Below are 16375 nucleotides of genomic sequence, written 5' to 3' on the forward strand. Positions count from 1 at the left end.
CGGCGCGTCGACCTGCGATGCCGCACGGCCGGCCCGTGCCGGCCGGCGGCTCAGCCCTTCGCCGGCGTGCAGTTCTCGAGCCAAACCATGCGCTTGAGGTCGTCGTAGCGCAGGAAGCTGCCCTTGAACGTCGCCATGTCGCCCTTGCGGAAGGTGAGCACGCTCGCCATCTGGCTCGGCCGGAACAGGCAGGCCACGCCGACCCGCGGCGGGTCGTTCGGCATGCGCAGCATCACTTCGGACTGCTGCGGAATCTTGAACGAGACGTTGTAGTCCGGGCCGTCCTCCATGATGTAGTCGACCTTGCCCTTCAGCGCGTACTTGCGGCCGCGCTGGCGTGCATTGACGGCGACGGCATTGGCCTGCGCTTCGGCCGCGATCTCACGCGAGAAAATGTAGACGTCGCGGAACGTGGTCGGATCGGCGTTCTGCTGCTTGCGGCCGGCGGCGGCCGCCGACTTGCCCGCCTTGCCGCCCTTGAGCATGCCGAGCAGCCGGCACATCTCGGTCTTGACCGCATCGGCTTTCGCCAGCTGCCCGCGTTCGGTCTTGACGGTCATCTCCACCGTCGTCGCGCCGCCTTCGGCGCTCGCGTTCACCAGCACCGGCACGGCACGCGCCATGTCCGTCGCGCGTTGCTCGGCGAGCATCGAGCCCGACGCCACGTCCTCGGTGATGACGTCCATCTTGTCGCCAATGAAGATCGCGCGCATCTGGCCGAGCACGTCGGCGACCGCCGCGTCGGGAACGGTCACGCGGCTGGTGTAGTCGACCCGCGTGAACAGGCTGCCGGTCTTGGTGAAGTTCTCCTCGCACGAGCCCGCATGCACGCGGGGTGCGACGGCGACGAGCGCGAGGGCGATGACGGTGGAACGGAACATGGGACGCCTCCTGTGGATGGAATACAGGGGCGCCTCCATGCGTGGGCGACCTGCGGTCGCCTGCGGTGCGGTCCTTCGCCCCCGGTATCGCCGCGCGCCTGGGGCGCTCGGTCGACGCGCCGATTGTGGGCAGGCGCGACCGCGCAGGCAAGGCGCGTGGCGGGAATGCCCGTCCCTTCGTTGCGTCGTGGGTGGCTCGCGCCGTCCTCGCGTGGCAAGACCGCGGACGCCGCAGGTGTCGATGCGATTGGGCCGGGTGCCGCGTTCGTCAGTGCGCGCGCGCGGGTGCGTGACTGGAGAACCGGTCGCGGTAGGCCTTCGGTCCGACGCCGAACTGGCGCTGGAATGCACGGCGCATCGCCTGCTCATCGCCGTAGCCGGCCTCGTCGGCGACCGACTTCAACGGCAGCGCGGTGGACTGCAGCGCACGGCACGCCGCGTCCAGCCGGATCGCCTCGACCGTCTTCGCGGGCGTGATGCCCATGCGCGCCGTATAGGTGCGCGCGAACGTGCGCGGGCTCATGTTGACCTGCTCGGCGAGGCGTTCGACGGTGAGGTGCAGGCGCAGGTGGGCGGCGATCCAGCCGTGCAGGTCGCCGAAACCGCCGGGGTCGCGGGCCTGCGCCGACAACGGCGCGCTGAACTGCGACTGCCCGCCCGCGCGCTTGATGAACATCACCAGGCGGCGCGCGGTGTCGATCGCGACCTGGTGCCCGAAGTCGTCCTCGATCAGTGCGAGGGTCATGTCGATGCCAGCCGTGACGCCGGCCGAGGTCCACAGGTTGCCGTCGCGCACGAAGATGCGGTCGGCGTCGACGTCGATGCCGGGATGGCTGTCGCGCAGCCGCGGCGCCCATTCCCAGTGCGTGGCGACCGTACGTCCGTCGAGCTGGCCGGCCTCCGCGAGCAGGAAGGCGCCGGTGCAGACCGAGCACAGTCGTCGCACCGTCGGCGCCCGACTCGCCACCCAGTCGACGAGCTTGCGCGGCGCGCTGTACACCTCGCCCTTGCAACCGCCCGGCGCGATCAGCGTGTCGATCGCCTGCCCGTCGAGCGTGTCGACCGCGACGGTGCCGATCGCGAGCCCCGAACTCGTCGTCACCAGACCCCCCTCGGCCGACGCGACGACGGTCTCGTACCGCGCCGGTGCGTCCCCGTCGCAATGGCGGCTCGCGGTCGCCAGCGCCTGCAACGGCCCGCAGAGGTCGAGCACGTTCATGTGCTCGTAGGCGAGCAGCACCACCCGGTACGGCGGCGCGGGACGCGCGGGCGGCGCGGAGTCGGGTTCGGGCTGCAGCGTCGTGGTCACAGGGTGTATCCGGGGTATTCGAAGTCGAGTGCCACGCCGTACGCGGTCTGTCGACCGTAGCGCGACTCGAGGCGCGAAAGCGCGGCATCGAACGCCTGGCCCGCGGGAACGTCCGCCAGCGGCGGCAGCACCACGTCGACGGCACTCGTCCTGCCGACCGCGTCCGGCAGGAAGCGCAGGCCGTGGCGCGTGGCGACCGCATCCGGCGTCCCGGCGACGGACACGGCCTGGCTGCGGCCAGTGCGCGACCAGGCGTCCGCGGTGATGGCGAGGCCGATCTCGTCGACGCCTGCCACCAGCGGCACGCCCACCGTATGCGTCCGGCGCAGGTACGGATTCAGCAGCAACCTGGTCCCGAAGGCGCGCAGGTTGCCGTAGTGCGGTCGGAACGCCTCGGAATCGTGGCGCGGGCTCCAGTCGGACACCTGCATCTCGCGCGCGACGGCGGTGGCCCGTGCGGTCCCGGCGATCGCCTCGACCAGCGCGAGCGACGTCGGCATCGCGGCGCTGATGCCCGCGCTCGAGACGACGTTGCCGTCGGCGACGTAGCGCGTGTTGCGCACCCAGTGCGTGGTCGGAAACATCTGCAACCGCATGCTCTCCGAAGCCCAGTGCGCCGTCGCCCAGCGGCCCTTCAGCAGGCCGGTGGCGCCGAGGGTGAATGCGCCGTCGCAGATGCTGACCACGGTGGCGCCCTTGCGCGCCTGCTCGGCGATCCACGCGACGACGGTGGGATCGTCGTGGCGCACCAGCGCGGGGACGATCACGTAGTCGGCGCCCTCGGGGTGCAGCCGGTCGAACTCCGCCATCGTGCGGTCGAGTTGCGCCTTGAGCGCCGGACGGAAACGCACCGGGCCCTCGTGCGCGGCGACGGCCACCGTATCGATGCCGGCACGTTTGAACACGCCGTAGGGAATCGCGAAGTCGGTGAGTTCGGTGCCGTCGTTCTCGGCGGCGATGGCGACCAGCGCCGTCGCGTGGCCGGCGCGCGGTGTCCACGCCTGCAGGGCGGTCGGGGCCGCCATGCCGTTCGACGGCGGGATGACGGCGGCGGCGGGCGCCGTGACGCCGAGGAGGCCGACCGCCGCGACGACGGCGGCGACCAGCGGTGCGATGCGATGCGTGCTGCGGAGCATGGTGGTGTCCTGGAATCGGCGGTTGCCGTGGACGCAGTGTTGTCAGTGGGCCGGCCGGCGGAAATGACAGCGTTCGATCATTTCCTGCCAGCCGATGCCGGCGACGACACGCAGGCCGCGAGCGGAGCTATCGACGAATCCGGGAGCAGGGTCGAAGATGCCGCGGGTGCATGCGTCGCCGGCGTTCGGCGTTTCAACGCGGGCTGCAGGTGCAGGGCCGGGCCGACTGGCAGCCGCAGGTGCAGGTGGAGGGCGTCGCGGCCGGGGTGCGGCAGCCGCAGGTGCAGGACGCGCCGGGGCACGGGTTGCAGGCGCAGGACGGGGTGGCTTCGGTGTTCATCTGGAGACTCCTCGATAGGTGGGCGGCTTGCCCACGCCATGAAGTCTCCGCAGCGCGGGAGGTCGGGTCTTGAACAATCGGGCTGACCTGTCGGAAACGGCCACCGCGCGGCACGACCGCATCGCGTCGCCGCGCGCCGTCGCGGGCGTCGGTCGCGTCATCGTCTGGACCGGCGGGAGCCTGTGGATCGGTCGGCAGGTCGGCCGCGTTCCGGCGCATGCGCACCACGCCATCCAGATCTCGCTCGCGCTCGAAGGCCGCTTCCGCATCCGCGGCGACGCCTGGCCCGAATGGCGCGACATCGTCGCGGTCGTCGTGCAGCCCGATCGTCGCCACGAACTCGACGGCTGCGGCGCACCGATCGCGACGATCTTCGTCGAACCCAATTCCATGCAGGGCGTCGCGCTTCGCACGCGCTTCGACGGCCACGACGTGGCCGTGCTCGACGCGGCGGAATGCGAACGCGCGGTCGCCGCGGTGCGCGCGCACTACGCTGCGGGCGCGACGGATGCGTCGCTCGCGCAGTGCGCACGCGGCGCGATCTGCACGATCGCCGGCGATCCGGCACGGGCCCCGGCGTCCGATGCGCGCATTACCGCCGCGCTCGCATGGATGCGCGGCCGGCTGACCACGCCGCTGCGGCTCGAGGACGTCGCCGCGGCGGTGCACCTCTCACCCGGGCGGTTCCGCCACCTGTTCGTCGCGCAGACCGGCACGTCGTTCCGCGCCTGGCTGATGTGGGCGCGCGCCGAGGCCGCGGTGGAAGCGGCGACGCACGGCATGTCGTGGACGGAGGCGGCGCTCCACGCCGGCTTCGCCGACGCCGCGCATTTCACCCGCACCTGCCGCCGCGTTTTCGGCATCGCACCAAGCATGCTCGTGTTCGAGAAGTCCGGGGCCCCGCCTTCGATCTAACGCGGTCGAATGCCGAGGCGGCGCCCGCCACCTGCAGGCTACACCGCCGCGCGCGGGCGGTGCCCCCGCCCAAACGCGCGCCTCAGCGCGCGGTGCCCGCCTGTCGCACGTTCGGGCGAAGGCTGACGCTGCGCTCGGCGTCCATCAGCTGGAGCTCGCCGTCCTGGATCATCGCGGTGAGGCGCGCGCCGCGACCCATGAGCGGAAGCGCGGCGTCGAGTTCCTCGTCGCTGAAGTCGAGCACGGTGAGGTTCGACAGGCGCGACAGCGTGGCCGCGTTGCGCGACCACCACGGATCCATCGCATTGCGGCCGTAGCCGACGACCACCACCTCGCGTGCGCGGCCGGCCGCCTTGCGCAGGCGCGACTCGTCGGGCTGGCCGAGTTCGATCCACTGCTCGACCGCGCCGGTGTAGTCGCGCCGCCACAGCGTGGGCTCGTCCTCGTCGGACAGACCGCGACCGAATTCGAGGCGCTCGTCGGCGTACAGCGCGAATGCGAGCACGCGCACCAGCAGGCGCAGGTCGGTCTCGGAGGGATGCTGCGCCAGGGTGAGCGCGTGCGAGGCGTAGTAGTGGCGATCCATGTCGCTCACCTGCAGCTCGACTTTCACCACGGTGGACTTCGGGGACATCGTGGCGCCTGGCGCGATCGGGCCGCCATTCTAGGCGCCGCGGGCCACCCCGCGCTTCAGGCGGCCTGCACGCGGTCGCGGCCGCTGTCTTTCGCCGTGTACAGCGCGGCGTCGGCGCGACGCAGCAGGTCGTCGAGTGACTCGCCCCGCCGGCGGGTGGCGACACCGATGCTCACCGTCAGCACGAGGTCCGCCTCGACGACGGCGGCCCGCGCGCGAAGGCTCGAGCGGATGCGCTCGGCGACGGCCTGCGCCTCCTCGGGACCGGCCGCCGCGAGCCCGACCACGAACTCCTCGCCGCCGTAGCGGCCCACCACGTCGCGATCGCGCAGGACACGGCGCAGCACGTCGACGAACAGGCGCAGCACGCGGTCGCCGCCCTCGTGGCCCAGGCGATCGTTGACGCGCTTGAAGTGATCGAGGTCGAGATACAGCACCGACAACGCCTCGTCGCCCTGCAGGCGCGCCGCCAGTTCGTCGCGCACCGCACGCCGGTTGAGCACGCCGGTGAGGGGATCGGTGTCGGCGAGCACGCGTGCGACGTCGCGCTGGCGGCGCACTGAAGCCGCGCGTTCGGCGAGGCCGAGCGACAGCACGATCGCCTCGAACGCACCGGCCGCGAACGCGGCATCGTCCGACCACGTCCAGTCGGCCGCGATGCCGTAGAGCTGCAGGCTGCCGATCACGGTGACGCCGAGCAGCGGCAGCCAGCCGAACAGGAACAGCAGCGCCGATCGCGAGCCCCGCCATGCGGCGGCCGCGGCGGTGCCCAGCACCAGCGGTGCGCCGAGGATCAGCATGGGATTGACGAGTGCCCGCGCCGCGGCGTGCAGGCCGGGCAAATAGCCGGCCGCGACCAGCAGCAGCATCAGGCCGCAATAGCCGTGCAGCACGCGGCGCAGCCGCGGCAGGCGCCGCTGCAACGTGGCGAAGCGGTCGAGGAACAGCACCGCGGCGATCACCGACAGCGTGGTCACCGCGCGCCCCCACGTCGGCAGCGTCGCGGCCATCGCCGTCCAGCCGAGCGGCTCGACGACATAACCGCTCTGCGTCGCCTGGATCACCGCATACGAGACGACGTAGGCGGCGTACCAGTTGAACGCCGGATCGCGCAGCCGCAGGCCGAAGAACAGCGCGATCACCGCGGTCGCCAGCATCGTGGCGAGGCAGGCGGTGGCGAAGGCCAGCCAGCGCGCCTCGACCCGCGCCTGCTCGGGCACGCTGCGCAGCGCGAACGTCATCGGCGACGGCAGCGTGCCGCGCGCATCCACGTGCAGGCGCAGCGGCGCGCCGTCCACCGGCAGGGCCGGCAGCTCGAACGCCAGCCGGCCGTAGGCGGGACGCGCGTCGCCGGCCTGCAGCAGATGCGCGGTGCGCGACGGCGCACCGGGCATGTCCAGCGTGACGCGCTGGAATGCGGCGGATTCGACGGACAGCACCCAGGCGCCCGCGGGCCAGCCGCCGGGCGGGGGCGACAGCAGCACCGGGGCGCCGCCCGGCGGACGCCCGAACGCGGTGAGCTTCGACGGATCGAACGCCCGCATCGGCGCATCGGGCGCGGCAGCCGCAGCCCATCGGCCGGCCAGCACGACCTCGCGCGGCGCCGTCGCGCCCGCCACCGCGGCCCACGCGACCACCAGCACGGCCACCAGCATGCGGACCACGCGACGGGCGGCGAGGGGTCGGTCGCAGAACGAAGAGGTCACGTCGGGCAGCCGCGCGGGGACGCCCCCATCATCGGCCGGTCGTGGCCGATCCTGCAGGGGCCCGGGCGCGCCGCAGCGTTGCACCCCTGCTGCCGCGCGGGCGAGCGGGCCTGCCGCAGTTTCGCCGCGCGCGCCTTGATCGCGCGCAAGTCGCGGCCGCCTGTCGCACGCAGAATTCCGCCACTTCCGGACGGACGACCATGGCGACGATCCTCTACGAGCGCGACGGCCATCGATGCGTGGCCTTCAGCGACCTGGTGCGCGGCGACGACGGCATCCAAGCCAACCAGTTCCTCGTGCAGCACGGCGCGTCGAGCGCACTGATCGATCCGGGTGGCGCCCTGCTCTACAACCCGCTGATCCTCGCGATGGGCGCATTCGCGAAACCCACCGACCTCACCTGGCTGCTCTGCTCGCACCAGGACCCGGACATCATCGGCTCGGTCGACAAGTGGCTGCTGTACACGAAGGCCATGGTGGTCTGCTCGAAGCTGTGGGGCCGCTTCGTGCCGCACCTCGTCCCCGGCTACATGAACAATGCCGGCAGCGAGCGCTACCGGCTGCTGCCCGACGAAGGCGGCCGCATCCCGATGGAGGACAGCCACCTCCGTGCGATGCCCGCGCACTTCATGCACTCGGTGGGTAACTTCAGCTTCTTCGATCCGGTGAGCCGCATCCTGTTCTCCGGCGACGTCGGCTCGTCGATGATCCCGAGCAAGGCGCCGTACGTCTTCGTCGAGGACTTCGACCGCCACGTCGAGACCATGGCGGGCTTCCATCGCCGTTACATGGGCTCCAACCGCGTGGCGCGGCTGTGGGCGCGCATGGTGCGCACGCTCGATCCGGAGATGATCGTCCCGCAGCACGGCCTGCCGATGCGCGGCACGGCGATCCCGGCCTTCCTCGACTGGCTCGAGCGCCTGGAATGCGGCGTCGACCTGCTCACCGCCGCCGACTTCGCCTGATACCGCCGCTGCGACGGCCGCGCGACATCGCCACCCCGACCATGGCCGCATGAACGACCGCATCCGCCATCCCGAACTCGCCGCGCGCACCTGCAGCGCGGCTGAGGCCGCCGCGCACATCCGCAACGGCCACACGGTCGCCATGAGCGGCTTCACCGGCGCCGGCTATCCCAAAGCCGTGCCGGTGGCGCTCGCCGCGGCAATGGATGCCGCGCACGATGCGGGCGACGCCTTCCGCGTGCGCGTGCTCACCGGCGCGTCCACTGCACCCGAACTCGACGGCGCACTCGCGCGCGTCAAGTGCATGGAACTGCGGCTGCCGTACCAGTCCGACCCGACCGTGCGCGAGCGCATCAATGCGGGCGAACTCGAATACATCGACATCCACCTGAGCCATGTCGCGCAGTACGCCTGGTTCGGCTACTTCGGCCCGATCGACGTCGCGCTGGTGGAAGTCAGCGCGATCCGCGAAGACGGCCTGCTGGTGCCGTCCTCGTCGGTCGGCAACAACAAGACGTGGCTCGACCTCGCCGACAAGGTGATCCTCGAGGTCAACCGCTGGCAGCCCGCCGCGCTCGAGGGCATGCACGACATCTACTACGGCACCGCGCTGCCGCCGAACCGGCGCCCGATCCCGCTGACGCATGCCGACGACCGGATCGGCGAGCCCTACCTGCGCGTGGATCCTGCGAAAGTCGTCGCGGTGGTCGAGACCGACGCGCCGGATCGCAATTCGCCGTTCACGCCGCCCGACGAGGACTCGCGCCGGATCGCCGGCCACCTCATCGAATTCCTCCGCCACGAGATCGCGCGCGGGCGCCTGGCGCCGACGCTGCTGCCGCTGCAGTCCGGCGTGGGCAACATCGCGAATGCGGTCCTGGCCGGGCTCGCCGAAGGCGGCTTCGAGGACCTCGTCGCCTACACCGAGGTGATCCAGGACGGCATGCTCGGCCTGCTGCGGCAGGGCACGCTGCGCATGGCATCGGCCACGTCGTTCTCGCTGAGCCCGGACGGCATCGAGGCCTTCAACCGCGACGTCGATTTCTACCGGGACCGCATCCTGCTGCGCCCGCAGGAGATCTCGAACCATCCGGAGATCATCCGCCGGCTCGGCTGCATCGCGATGAACGGCATGATCGAAGCCGACCTCTACGGCAACGTCAATTCGACGCACATCGCCGGCAGCCGGATCATGAACGGCATCGGCGGCAGCGGCGACTTCGCGCGCAACGGCTACCTGTCGGTCTTCATGTCGCCGAGCAGCGCGAAGCACGGCGCCGTGTCGTCGATCGTGCCGATGGCCAGCCACGTGGACCACACCGAGCACGACGTGATGGTGCTGGTGACCGAGCAGGGCCTCGCGGACCTGCGCGGCCTGTCGCCGAAGCAGCGGGCCCGCACGATCATCGCGAACTGCGCGCACCCCGATTACCGGCCGATGCTGCAGGACTACTTCGACCGGGCCTGCCGCGACGGCGCGGGCCTGCAGACCCCGCATCTGCTCGGCGAGGCCCTGTCCTGGCACCGGCGCTTCGTGGAAACGGGCTCGATGCGCGACTGACGAGCGGCGCGCCAGCGCCGGTACATTGAGGTCGATCAAGGCGACGCCGCGCCGGATGCGCGATCGTCGCGACGACCCACCCGGCAGGAGACGCGCATGCGGACGGCAACCCCGGCGGAATCGCGCGATGCGTCCACGCCGGTCGGGCTCGGCGCGGCGGAGGCCGCCGCACGCCTCGTGCGGGACGGACCGAACGCGCTCGAAGCCACGCGCCGCGGCCGGATCGCACTGGCGGCCAGCGTCCTCGGCGAGCCGATGCTGCTGCTCCTCGTCGCCGTCGCCGCGCTGTATGCGGGCGTCGGCGAATGGCGCGATGCGGTCACGATGGGCATCTCCGTGGGCTTCGTCATCGCGCTCAACGTCTACCAGGACGTGCGCGCCGAACGCGCGCTCGATGCGCTGCGCGACCTCGCCGCGCCCCGCGCCCGCGTGCTGCGCGACGGTGCGACCGCGACGGTGCCCGCGGCGTCGATCGTGGTCGGCGACGTGGTCGCGCTCGCCGAGGGTGACCGCATCCCCGCCGACGCGCGCCTGCTCGGCGAGGTGGTGCTCGAAGTCGACGAATCGCTGCTGACCGGCGAGTCCGTTCCTGTGGTGCGCGGTGGCGCGGACGCCCCGTCGACGCTGCGCGCGGGCACGTTCGTGGTGCAGGGCCAAGGCCTGGCAGAGGTCGTGGCGACCGGCGCACGGACGGAGTTCGGGCGCCTCGGGCAGACGCTGTCGGGCGTGGTGCGTGCGCCGAGTCCGCTGCGCGCGCAGATCCGCCGCGTGGTGCGGCTGTTCGCGGTGCTGAGCCTGCTCGGTGCGACGTCGCTGCTCGTGCTCGAGCTCGCCCGGGGCCGCGACTGGCGCACCGCGGCGCTGCCCGCGCTCACGTTCGGCATCGCCACGGTGCCGGAGGAGTTCCCGGTCGTGCTCAGCGTGCTGTTCGCGCTCGGCTCGTGGCGGCTCGCGCGACTCGACGCGCTCGTGCAACGCCCCGATGCCATCGAGACGCTCGGCTGCCTCAGCGTGCTGTGCACCGACAAGACGGGCACGCTTACCGAGAACCGCATGCGTGTGCAGGCGGTACAGGTGCCCGATGCCACCTTCGCGCATGGCGACGCCGCACCCGAGGCGCGCCGGGATGTGCTCACCGTCGCGGCCGGCGCATGTCCGCCGCGCGCGGTCGACCCGATGGACCTCGCCGTGCTGGGGGCGGCGGGCGCCGGGGTGCCCGTGCGCGACGTGCAGCGCGTCTATCCGTTCTCGAACGCGCTGCATGCGACGGCAGTGGCAGTCGACATCGACGACGGCGGCAGCCTGCTGTGCTGCAAGGGCTCGCCCGAAGCGGTCGCCGGGCTCTGCCGCCTCGATGCGGCGCACCGCGCGGCGCTGGAACGCGACGTCGCCACGCTTGCCGAAAGCGGCCTGCGCGTGATCGCGGTCGCGCGCGCCACGCTGGCCGACTCCGCGCACCTGCCGGATGCGCTCGGCGAGATCGCCTTCGGCTGGTGCGGCCTGCTGGTGCTCGCCGACCCGCTGCGCGCCGACGTGCCCGACGCATTGCGGCGCGCCCGGCAGGCGGGCGTCCGCGTCGTGCTGATCACCGGCGACCATCCGGCCACCGCGCGCGCGATCGCGCGAGCCGCAGGGTTCGCGAACGTCGACGAGGTGATGCACGGCGATGCGATCGCGGCGGCGGCGCCCGACGAGCTCGCGGCGCGCGCGCGCGGCTGCGACCTCTACGCGCGCGTGCGGCCGGCGGACAAGCTGCGCCTCGTGCAGGCGCTCGTCGCCTCGGGCGAGGTGGTCGGCATGACCGGCGACGGGGTGAACGACGCGCCCGCTCTCGCCGCTGCGCACGTAGGCATCGCCATGGGCCGGCGCGGCAGCGACGTCGCACGCCATGCGGCCTCGGTGGTGCTGCTCGACGATCGTTTCTCCACCATCGTCGAGGCCATCCGGCGCGGCCGCGGGATCCACGCGAACCTCGTGCGCGCCTTCCAGTACATCGTCGCCGTGCACGTGCCGATCGCCGGCGCGGCACTGCTGCCCATGCTGCTGTCGATGCCGCCGCTCCTGATGCCGATCCACGTGGTGCTGATGGAGCTGCTGATCGATCCGGCGTCGACCCTCGTGTTCGAACGCCGCCCCGGTGCGGACCGGCTCATGGACATGCCACCGCGCGCGCTGCGCTCGCCGCTGCTGACGCGGGCGGGATTCCTCCAGGCCGTGATGCTCGGCGGAGCGGCGCTGCTGGGAACGATCGCCGCGTACCGGCTCGTGGTCGCCACCGGTGTGCCCGCAGCCAGCCTGCCGGGCTACGTCTTCCTGTCGATCCTCGGCGGCAACCTCGCCATGCTCGCGGTCACCGCCTGGTCCACCGGCAGCGGGCGCCGCGGCGTGCGCGACCTCGGCGTCGCGGCCGGGCTCGCGGTCGGCGTCGTGGTGGCGGCCGCGGCCGGACCGGTGCCCGGCGTCTTCCACCTGCAGGCGCTGTCGCCGGGTCCGGCGGTGCTGGCGGCGGTCGTGCCCGCGCTGCTCGTGTTCGCCGCGGCGGCGCTCGGGCGGCTTCTGCGCGCGCTGCACGGGGGTTCGCGGCCGATGCGCGACCGCGCGCCCGCGCCGCTTTGATCCACGTCAACACGGCGGCCCGGGATCGGCGCGAAGCTCACGGCTGGCCCGAGGAGACCGCCATGTCGACCGCCTTCCCCCGCTATCCCGCACTGGTGCGCGCGGTGCACTGGCTCAGCGCCTTGCTCGTGCTGGTCGCCTACCTGACCAGCGACCTGATGGACGACGCCGGCGAACACGGCGGAGGCGGCACGAACTGGCACGTGCTCGCCGGGCTGCTGTTGCTCGCCCTGTTCGTGCCGCGCCTCCTCGGCTACACGATGAAGCGCCCGCGGATGCCGCCCGTCGCGGGTTCGGCCGCCGAGCGCATCGCCGCGGGCGCGCTGCACGTCGCGCTGCTGCTGTTCGTCGTCGTGCAGCCGCTGATCGGGCTCGCCTCGCTGTGGGCGGACGGGCAGACGGTGGCCGTGCCGCTCACCGCGTGGACACTGCCGTCCCTGCTGCCGATCGAACCCGCCCTCGCGCGCGACCTCGAGGAACTCCACGAGGCGCTCGGCACCGTGTTCTACGGCGTCATCGGGCTGCACGCGGCCGCCGCGCTGTGGCACCACGTGGTGCGCCGCGACGGCGTGCTGCGCCGCATGCTCTGAAGCGGGGTCAGCGCGACCCGGGCGACGGCGGCAGTTTCGCGGGCGTGGAGAACGGACGCGTGGCGTCGACCACGAACAGCACGATCGTCCGCACCGGGTCGGGGCCGCCGCTGGAGATCTGCATCGCCCTGTCGGCGCTGTCGCCCGCGTGCGCGGTTCCGGCCGGGATGCGCACGAGTCCCTGCTCGGTGCGCAGGCGGTGTTCGCCGGCGAGGACGAGGAACGCCTCCGAACCCGGGTGCGAATGCACCGGCGTCACGGCACCGGCCGGGCCGCTCGCGAAGTTGATTCTGAGCAGGTATTCCGGCGCGTCGATGCGGCGGATCGGGCCGATCTCACGCACGAACGTGCCACCCGGCGTGGAACCACCGGCGGCGCCCAGGGTGAACAGCCACGCGCGCCCGTCCGCCTCCGCGGCGAGGGAATAGGCGCCTGCCGCGGCGCGGGCCGCATCGATCGAGGCAAACGTCTCGGCCCGCCAGACGAGTTCGCCCGCCGGCAATGCCGCGACCTTCTTCTCGACGAGCGGCACCACCGACAGCGCGTTCGCCGCGGTGCCGACATGCGCCTCGGGCTCGTGGGCGCCGGCGGCCGGGGCCCACGCAAGCAGGACGGCCGACAGCAGGCAGGCGGAGAGGTTCATGGCGGCTCCGAGGCGAACGGAGCGCCACCATCGCGCGTTCGCGCGCCGAATGGGGTGCCGTTCGCCGGAACGGAACGCATCCACGCCGGGGATGCGGCTCGGCCTGCCGGTCCGCGCCGGACCGCACGCACGACGGCGCGCGCAACCGCGCTCCGACGCAGGCCGATCGGCCGGCGGCCCATGAGCCCTGCGTCCTTCGGCAATCCCCGCCTGCATTTCACCCCGCCATGACTGTCCTGCGCGACCCTAGCGCCCGTTGCGGGCGCAGGGGTGGGTGCGCGTCGCCGCGTGTCGATCCGGCCGAAGGCGAACCGGGCGACCGGGAAACCCACGTCAGGTGAGCCGATGTCCGCAGCACAGGTAGGCCCGTATCGCGAGGGCGCGGCGTCGACGTCCGCGCAGTCCGCGCTCGCCGCACTGGCCACCGCGACCACCGACGTCGTCTACCGGATGAACGCGGACTGGAGCGAGATGCAGCCGCTCGACGGCCGGGGCCTCGTGCCCAGCAGCGACGTGCCGGTCGACGAGCACTGGCTCGACGTCAACGTGCCCGCCTTCGAGCATCCGCGCGTGCGGCAGGCGATCGCCGCGGCCATCGCGGACAAGGGCCTGTTCGAGCTCGAACACCGCACGCTGCGCCCGGACGGCTCGCTCGGCTGGACCTACTCGCGTGCCGTGCCGATCCTGGACGACGCGGGCGACATCGTGGAATGGATGGGGCTCGCCCGCGACACGACCGCGGAGAAGACCGCCCAGCACGCCCTGCAGGCGAGCGAGCAGCGCTTCCGCGCGGTGTTCGAGCAATCGACGGGCGGGATCGCGCAGGTCGACCTCGAAGGCCGCTTCGTCCTCGTCAACGATCGCTTCTGCGAGATCGTGCAGCGCAGCCGGGACGACCTGCTCGCGCGGCACGTGCGCGACCTCGTCGCCCCCGAGGATGCCGACGAACTGCGCAGCGTGTTCGACGGGCTCGCCTCCGGCGCGACGTCGAGCATCACGATCGAACGTCGCTACGTCCGTCCGGACGGCACGCGCATCTGGGCGCAGAGCGCGATGTCCGGCGTGCGCGGCCCCGACGGTCGTGTGGCGTTCGTCACCGCGGTCGTCGCCGACATCACCGCGCTGCGCGAGGCGAACGACGCACAGATCGACCTCGCCGCGCAGCGGCAGCTTGCGCTCGATGCCGCGGGCCTCGGCTGGTGGCAGTACGACCCGACGACCGGCATCGTCGCGCACGATGCGCGCTACGCGGAAATCTACGGCCTCGAAGGCGACGGCCCGCGCGCCATCGAGGCGATCAGCGCGCTGCTGCATCCGGACGATGCGCCCATGCTGTGGGCCGCGGTCGAAGCCGCCATGGACCCCGTCGAACCGGCGCCCTACTCGGTGGAATACCGCATCGTCCGACCCGATGGGCGGATTCGTTGGCTGGAGGCGCACGGCGTCGCCTCGTTCCGCGACGAAGGCGCATCGCGTACGGTGTCGAACTTCGTCGGCACCGTCGCCGACGTCACCGAGCGGCGCACCGCGCAGGAGATCCTGCGCGAGGACGAAGCGCGGTTCCGCAAGATGGCCGATGCGGTCCCGCAGATCATCTGGATCACCGATGCGTTCGGCCGGGTCGAGTTCTTCAATCGGCAATGGAGCCGGTACACCGGGCTCGGCTACGTGCCAGCGACGGCCGCCGAGACCGCCGGCACCGTCGTGCATCCCGACGATGCGGGCATCACGATGGAACGGTTCGAGCGGGCGCGTGCGTCGGGCCGGCCCTTCATCGTCGAGCACCGCATCCGCTCCGCGTCGGGCGACTACCGATGGTTCCTCGTGCGCGCGGAGCCCGAGCACGATCCGCAATCCGGCGAGATCGTGCGCTGGTACGGCGCCTCGGTGGACATCCACGACCGCCGCACCGCGGAGCAGGCGCTCGCCGAGACCGACCGTCGCAAGGACGAGTTCCTCGCCACTCTCGCGCACGAGCTTCGCAACCCGCTGGCGCCCATCCGCACCGGACTGGCGCTACTCGGCATGGGCCCGTCCGCCGAGGCGGCCGCGCACACCCGCGAGGTGATGAACCGCCAGCTCGCCCACATGGTGCGACTCATCGACGACCTGCTCGACATCGCGCGCATCAACAGCGACAAGCTGGAGCTGCGCACCGAACCGCTCGACCTGCGCTCGGTGCTCGACGAGGCGATCGAGGCCTCGCGTCCGGCGATCGACCAGGCGCGGCATCGTCTGTTCGTGTCGACGCCGCCGCGCGCGATGTCCGTCGTGGGCGATCGCACGCGTCTCGTGCAGGTCTTCGGCAACCTGCTGAGCAACGCGGCGAAGTACACGCCCGCGGGCGGCAGGATCGACGTCTCGGCCGATCTCGAGGGCGCGTCCGCCGTGGTGCGCGTCCGCGACTCGGGCGTCGGCATCGAAGGCGATGCGCTCACCGGGGTATTCGGCCTGTTCTCGCAGGTGAGCAGCAGCCTCGGGCGCTCGCAGGGCGGCCTCGGCATCGGCCTCGCGCTGGTGGAGCGGCTGGTGACGCTGCACGGCGGCGACGTGGTCGCCGACAGCGACGGCGCGGGGCGCGGCAGCGTCTTCACCGTGCGCCTGCCCGCGCGGGACCGCGGCCCCGACGGCGACGCGGATGGGTCGAGGCTGCCCGCTTCGCCCACGTCCGCACCGCTCGACATCCTGGTGGTCGACGACAACGGCGACGCCGCCGAGATGATGAGCACGCTGTTGCAGGCGCTCGGCCACACGGTGCGCGTCGCGCACGACGCGTCGGAGGCGCTCGCCGCCATCGCCGCGCGCGTACCGCGACTGGCCTTCCTCGACATCGGTCTTCCGGGCATGGACGGCCACGAACTCGCGACCCGCATACGCGCCGGCCATTCCGGTGCGGCGACGACGCTCGTGGCGCTCACCGGATGGGGATCGCGCGCCGACGTGGACCGCGCGCTGGCAAGCGGCTTCGACCAGCACATGACCAAGCCGGTCGACGCGAGGCGCGTGGCGGAGGTTCTGTCCTCGGTGCGCTAGCCGCGACGCCGCATCCCTGCCGGAGACGTGCTGGCGCCCACGGTCG

The 16375-nt window shown here is 72.3% G+C and carries 12 protein-coding genes; 6 read left to right on the top strand and 6 right to left on the bottom strand.

All coding sequences use genetic code 11. The annotated features are described in order from the left end of the window. Positions 1-50: 50 nt before the first annotated feature. The 3 genes from ACY35P_RS00465 to ACY35P_RS00475 all read right to left on the bottom strand — a co-directional run bounded on the left by ACY35P_RS00465 (position 51) and on the right by ACY35P_RS00475 (position 3326). Entirely contained in the window at positions 51-881 is an 831-nt protein-coding gene (locus tag ACY35P_RS00465) for a hypothetical protein (protein ID WP_462113846.1), read from the bottom strand. A 268-nt stretch (positions 882-1149) separates the two neighbouring features. Beyond that, positions 1150-2190 carry a GlxA family transcriptional regulator gene (locus ACY35P_RS00470; protein WP_462113847.1) on the bottom strand — a complete coding sequence of 347 codons (1041 nt, stop codon included), beginning with the start codon at positions 2188-2190 and terminating at the stop codon, positions 1150-1152. Then, positions 2187-3326, bottom strand: a complete 1140-nt coding sequence (locus ACY35P_RS00475) for a DJ-1/PfpI family protein (RefSeq protein WP_462113848.1) — start codon at positions 3324-3326, stop codon at positions 2187-2189. The genes ACY35P_RS00470 and ACY35P_RS00475 overlap by 4 nt, the downstream gene beginning before the upstream one ends. 409 nt (positions 3327-3735) lie before the next feature. On the opposite strand from ACY35P_RS00475, the gene ACY35P_RS00480 reads away from it, so the two are divergent. Then, positions 3736-4581: a helix-turn-helix transcriptional regulator gene (locus ACY35P_RS00480; protein WP_462113849.1), complete on the top strand. Its 846-nt coding sequence runs from the start codon at positions 3736-3738 to the stop codon at positions 4579-4581. An 82-nt stretch (positions 4582-4663) separates the two neighbouring features. Here ACY35P_RS00480 and ACY35P_RS00485 read toward each other — a convergent pair whose 3' ends face one another. Together ACY35P_RS00485 and ACY35P_RS00490 are read right to left on the bottom strand one after the other, a co-directional pair. Beyond that, a complete protein-coding gene (locus tag ACY35P_RS00485) occupies positions 4664-5215 on the bottom strand; it encodes a YaeQ family protein (protein ID WP_462113850.1) in 552 nt (183 codons plus the stop codon). A 56-nt stretch (positions 5216-5271) separates the two neighbouring features. Next, positions 5272-6921: a GGDEF domain-containing protein gene (locus tag ACY35P_RS00490; RefSeq protein ID WP_462113851.1), complete on the bottom strand. Its 1650-nt coding sequence runs from the start codon at positions 6919-6921 to the stop codon at positions 5272-5274. 200 nt (positions 6922-7121) lie between these two features. Here ACY35P_RS00490 and ACY35P_RS00495 point away from each other — a divergent pair, with 200 nt between their 5' ends. The 4 genes from ACY35P_RS00495 to ACY35P_RS00510 all read left to right on the top strand — a co-directional run bounded on the left by ACY35P_RS00495 (position 7122) and on the right by ACY35P_RS00510 (position 12653). Further along, positions 7122-7886, top strand: a complete 765-nt coding sequence (locus ACY35P_RS00495; RefSeq protein WP_462113852.1) for an oxygen-binding di-iron domain-containing protein — start codon at positions 7122-7124, stop codon at positions 7884-7886. Positions 7887-7935: 49 nt separating this feature from the next. Continuing rightward, positions 7936-9447 (top strand): acetyl-CoA hydrolase/transferase family protein, encoded by a 1512-nt coding sequence (locus ACY35P_RS00500; protein ID WP_462113853.1) that lies wholly within the window; start codon positions 7936-7938, stop codon positions 9445-9447. Positions 9448-9543: 96 nt separating this feature from the next. Then, the gene (locus ACY35P_RS00505; RefSeq protein ID WP_462113854.1) at positions 9544-12063 is read left to right on the top strand and encodes a cation-translocating P-type ATPase; all 2520 of its coding nucleotides are present in this window, start codon (positions 9544-9546) and stop codon (positions 12061-12063) included. 62 nt (positions 12064-12125) lie between these two features. Then, entirely contained in the window at positions 12126-12653 is a 528-nt protein-coding gene (locus ACY35P_RS00510) for a cytochrome b (protein ID WP_462113855.1), read from the top strand. A 7-nt stretch (positions 12654-12660) separates the two neighbouring features. Here the strand turns inward: ACY35P_RS00510 and ACY35P_RS00515 are convergent, their stop codons facing one another. Then, entirely contained in the window at positions 12661-13296 is a 636-nt protein-coding gene (locus tag ACY35P_RS00515) for a cupin domain-containing protein (protein ID WP_462113856.1), read from the bottom strand. Positions 13297-13641: 345 nt separating this feature from the next. Here ACY35P_RS00515 and ACY35P_RS00520 point away from each other — a divergent pair, with 345 nt between their 5' ends. Next, the gene (locus ACY35P_RS00520) at positions 13642-16329 is read left to right on the top strand and encodes a PAS domain S-box protein (RefSeq protein ID WP_462113857.1); all 2688 of its coding nucleotides are present in this window, start codon (positions 13642-13644) and stop codon (positions 16327-16329) included. Positions 16330-16375: the final 46 nt, after the last annotated feature.

This window comes from Lysobacter xanthus, assembly GCF_047159895.1.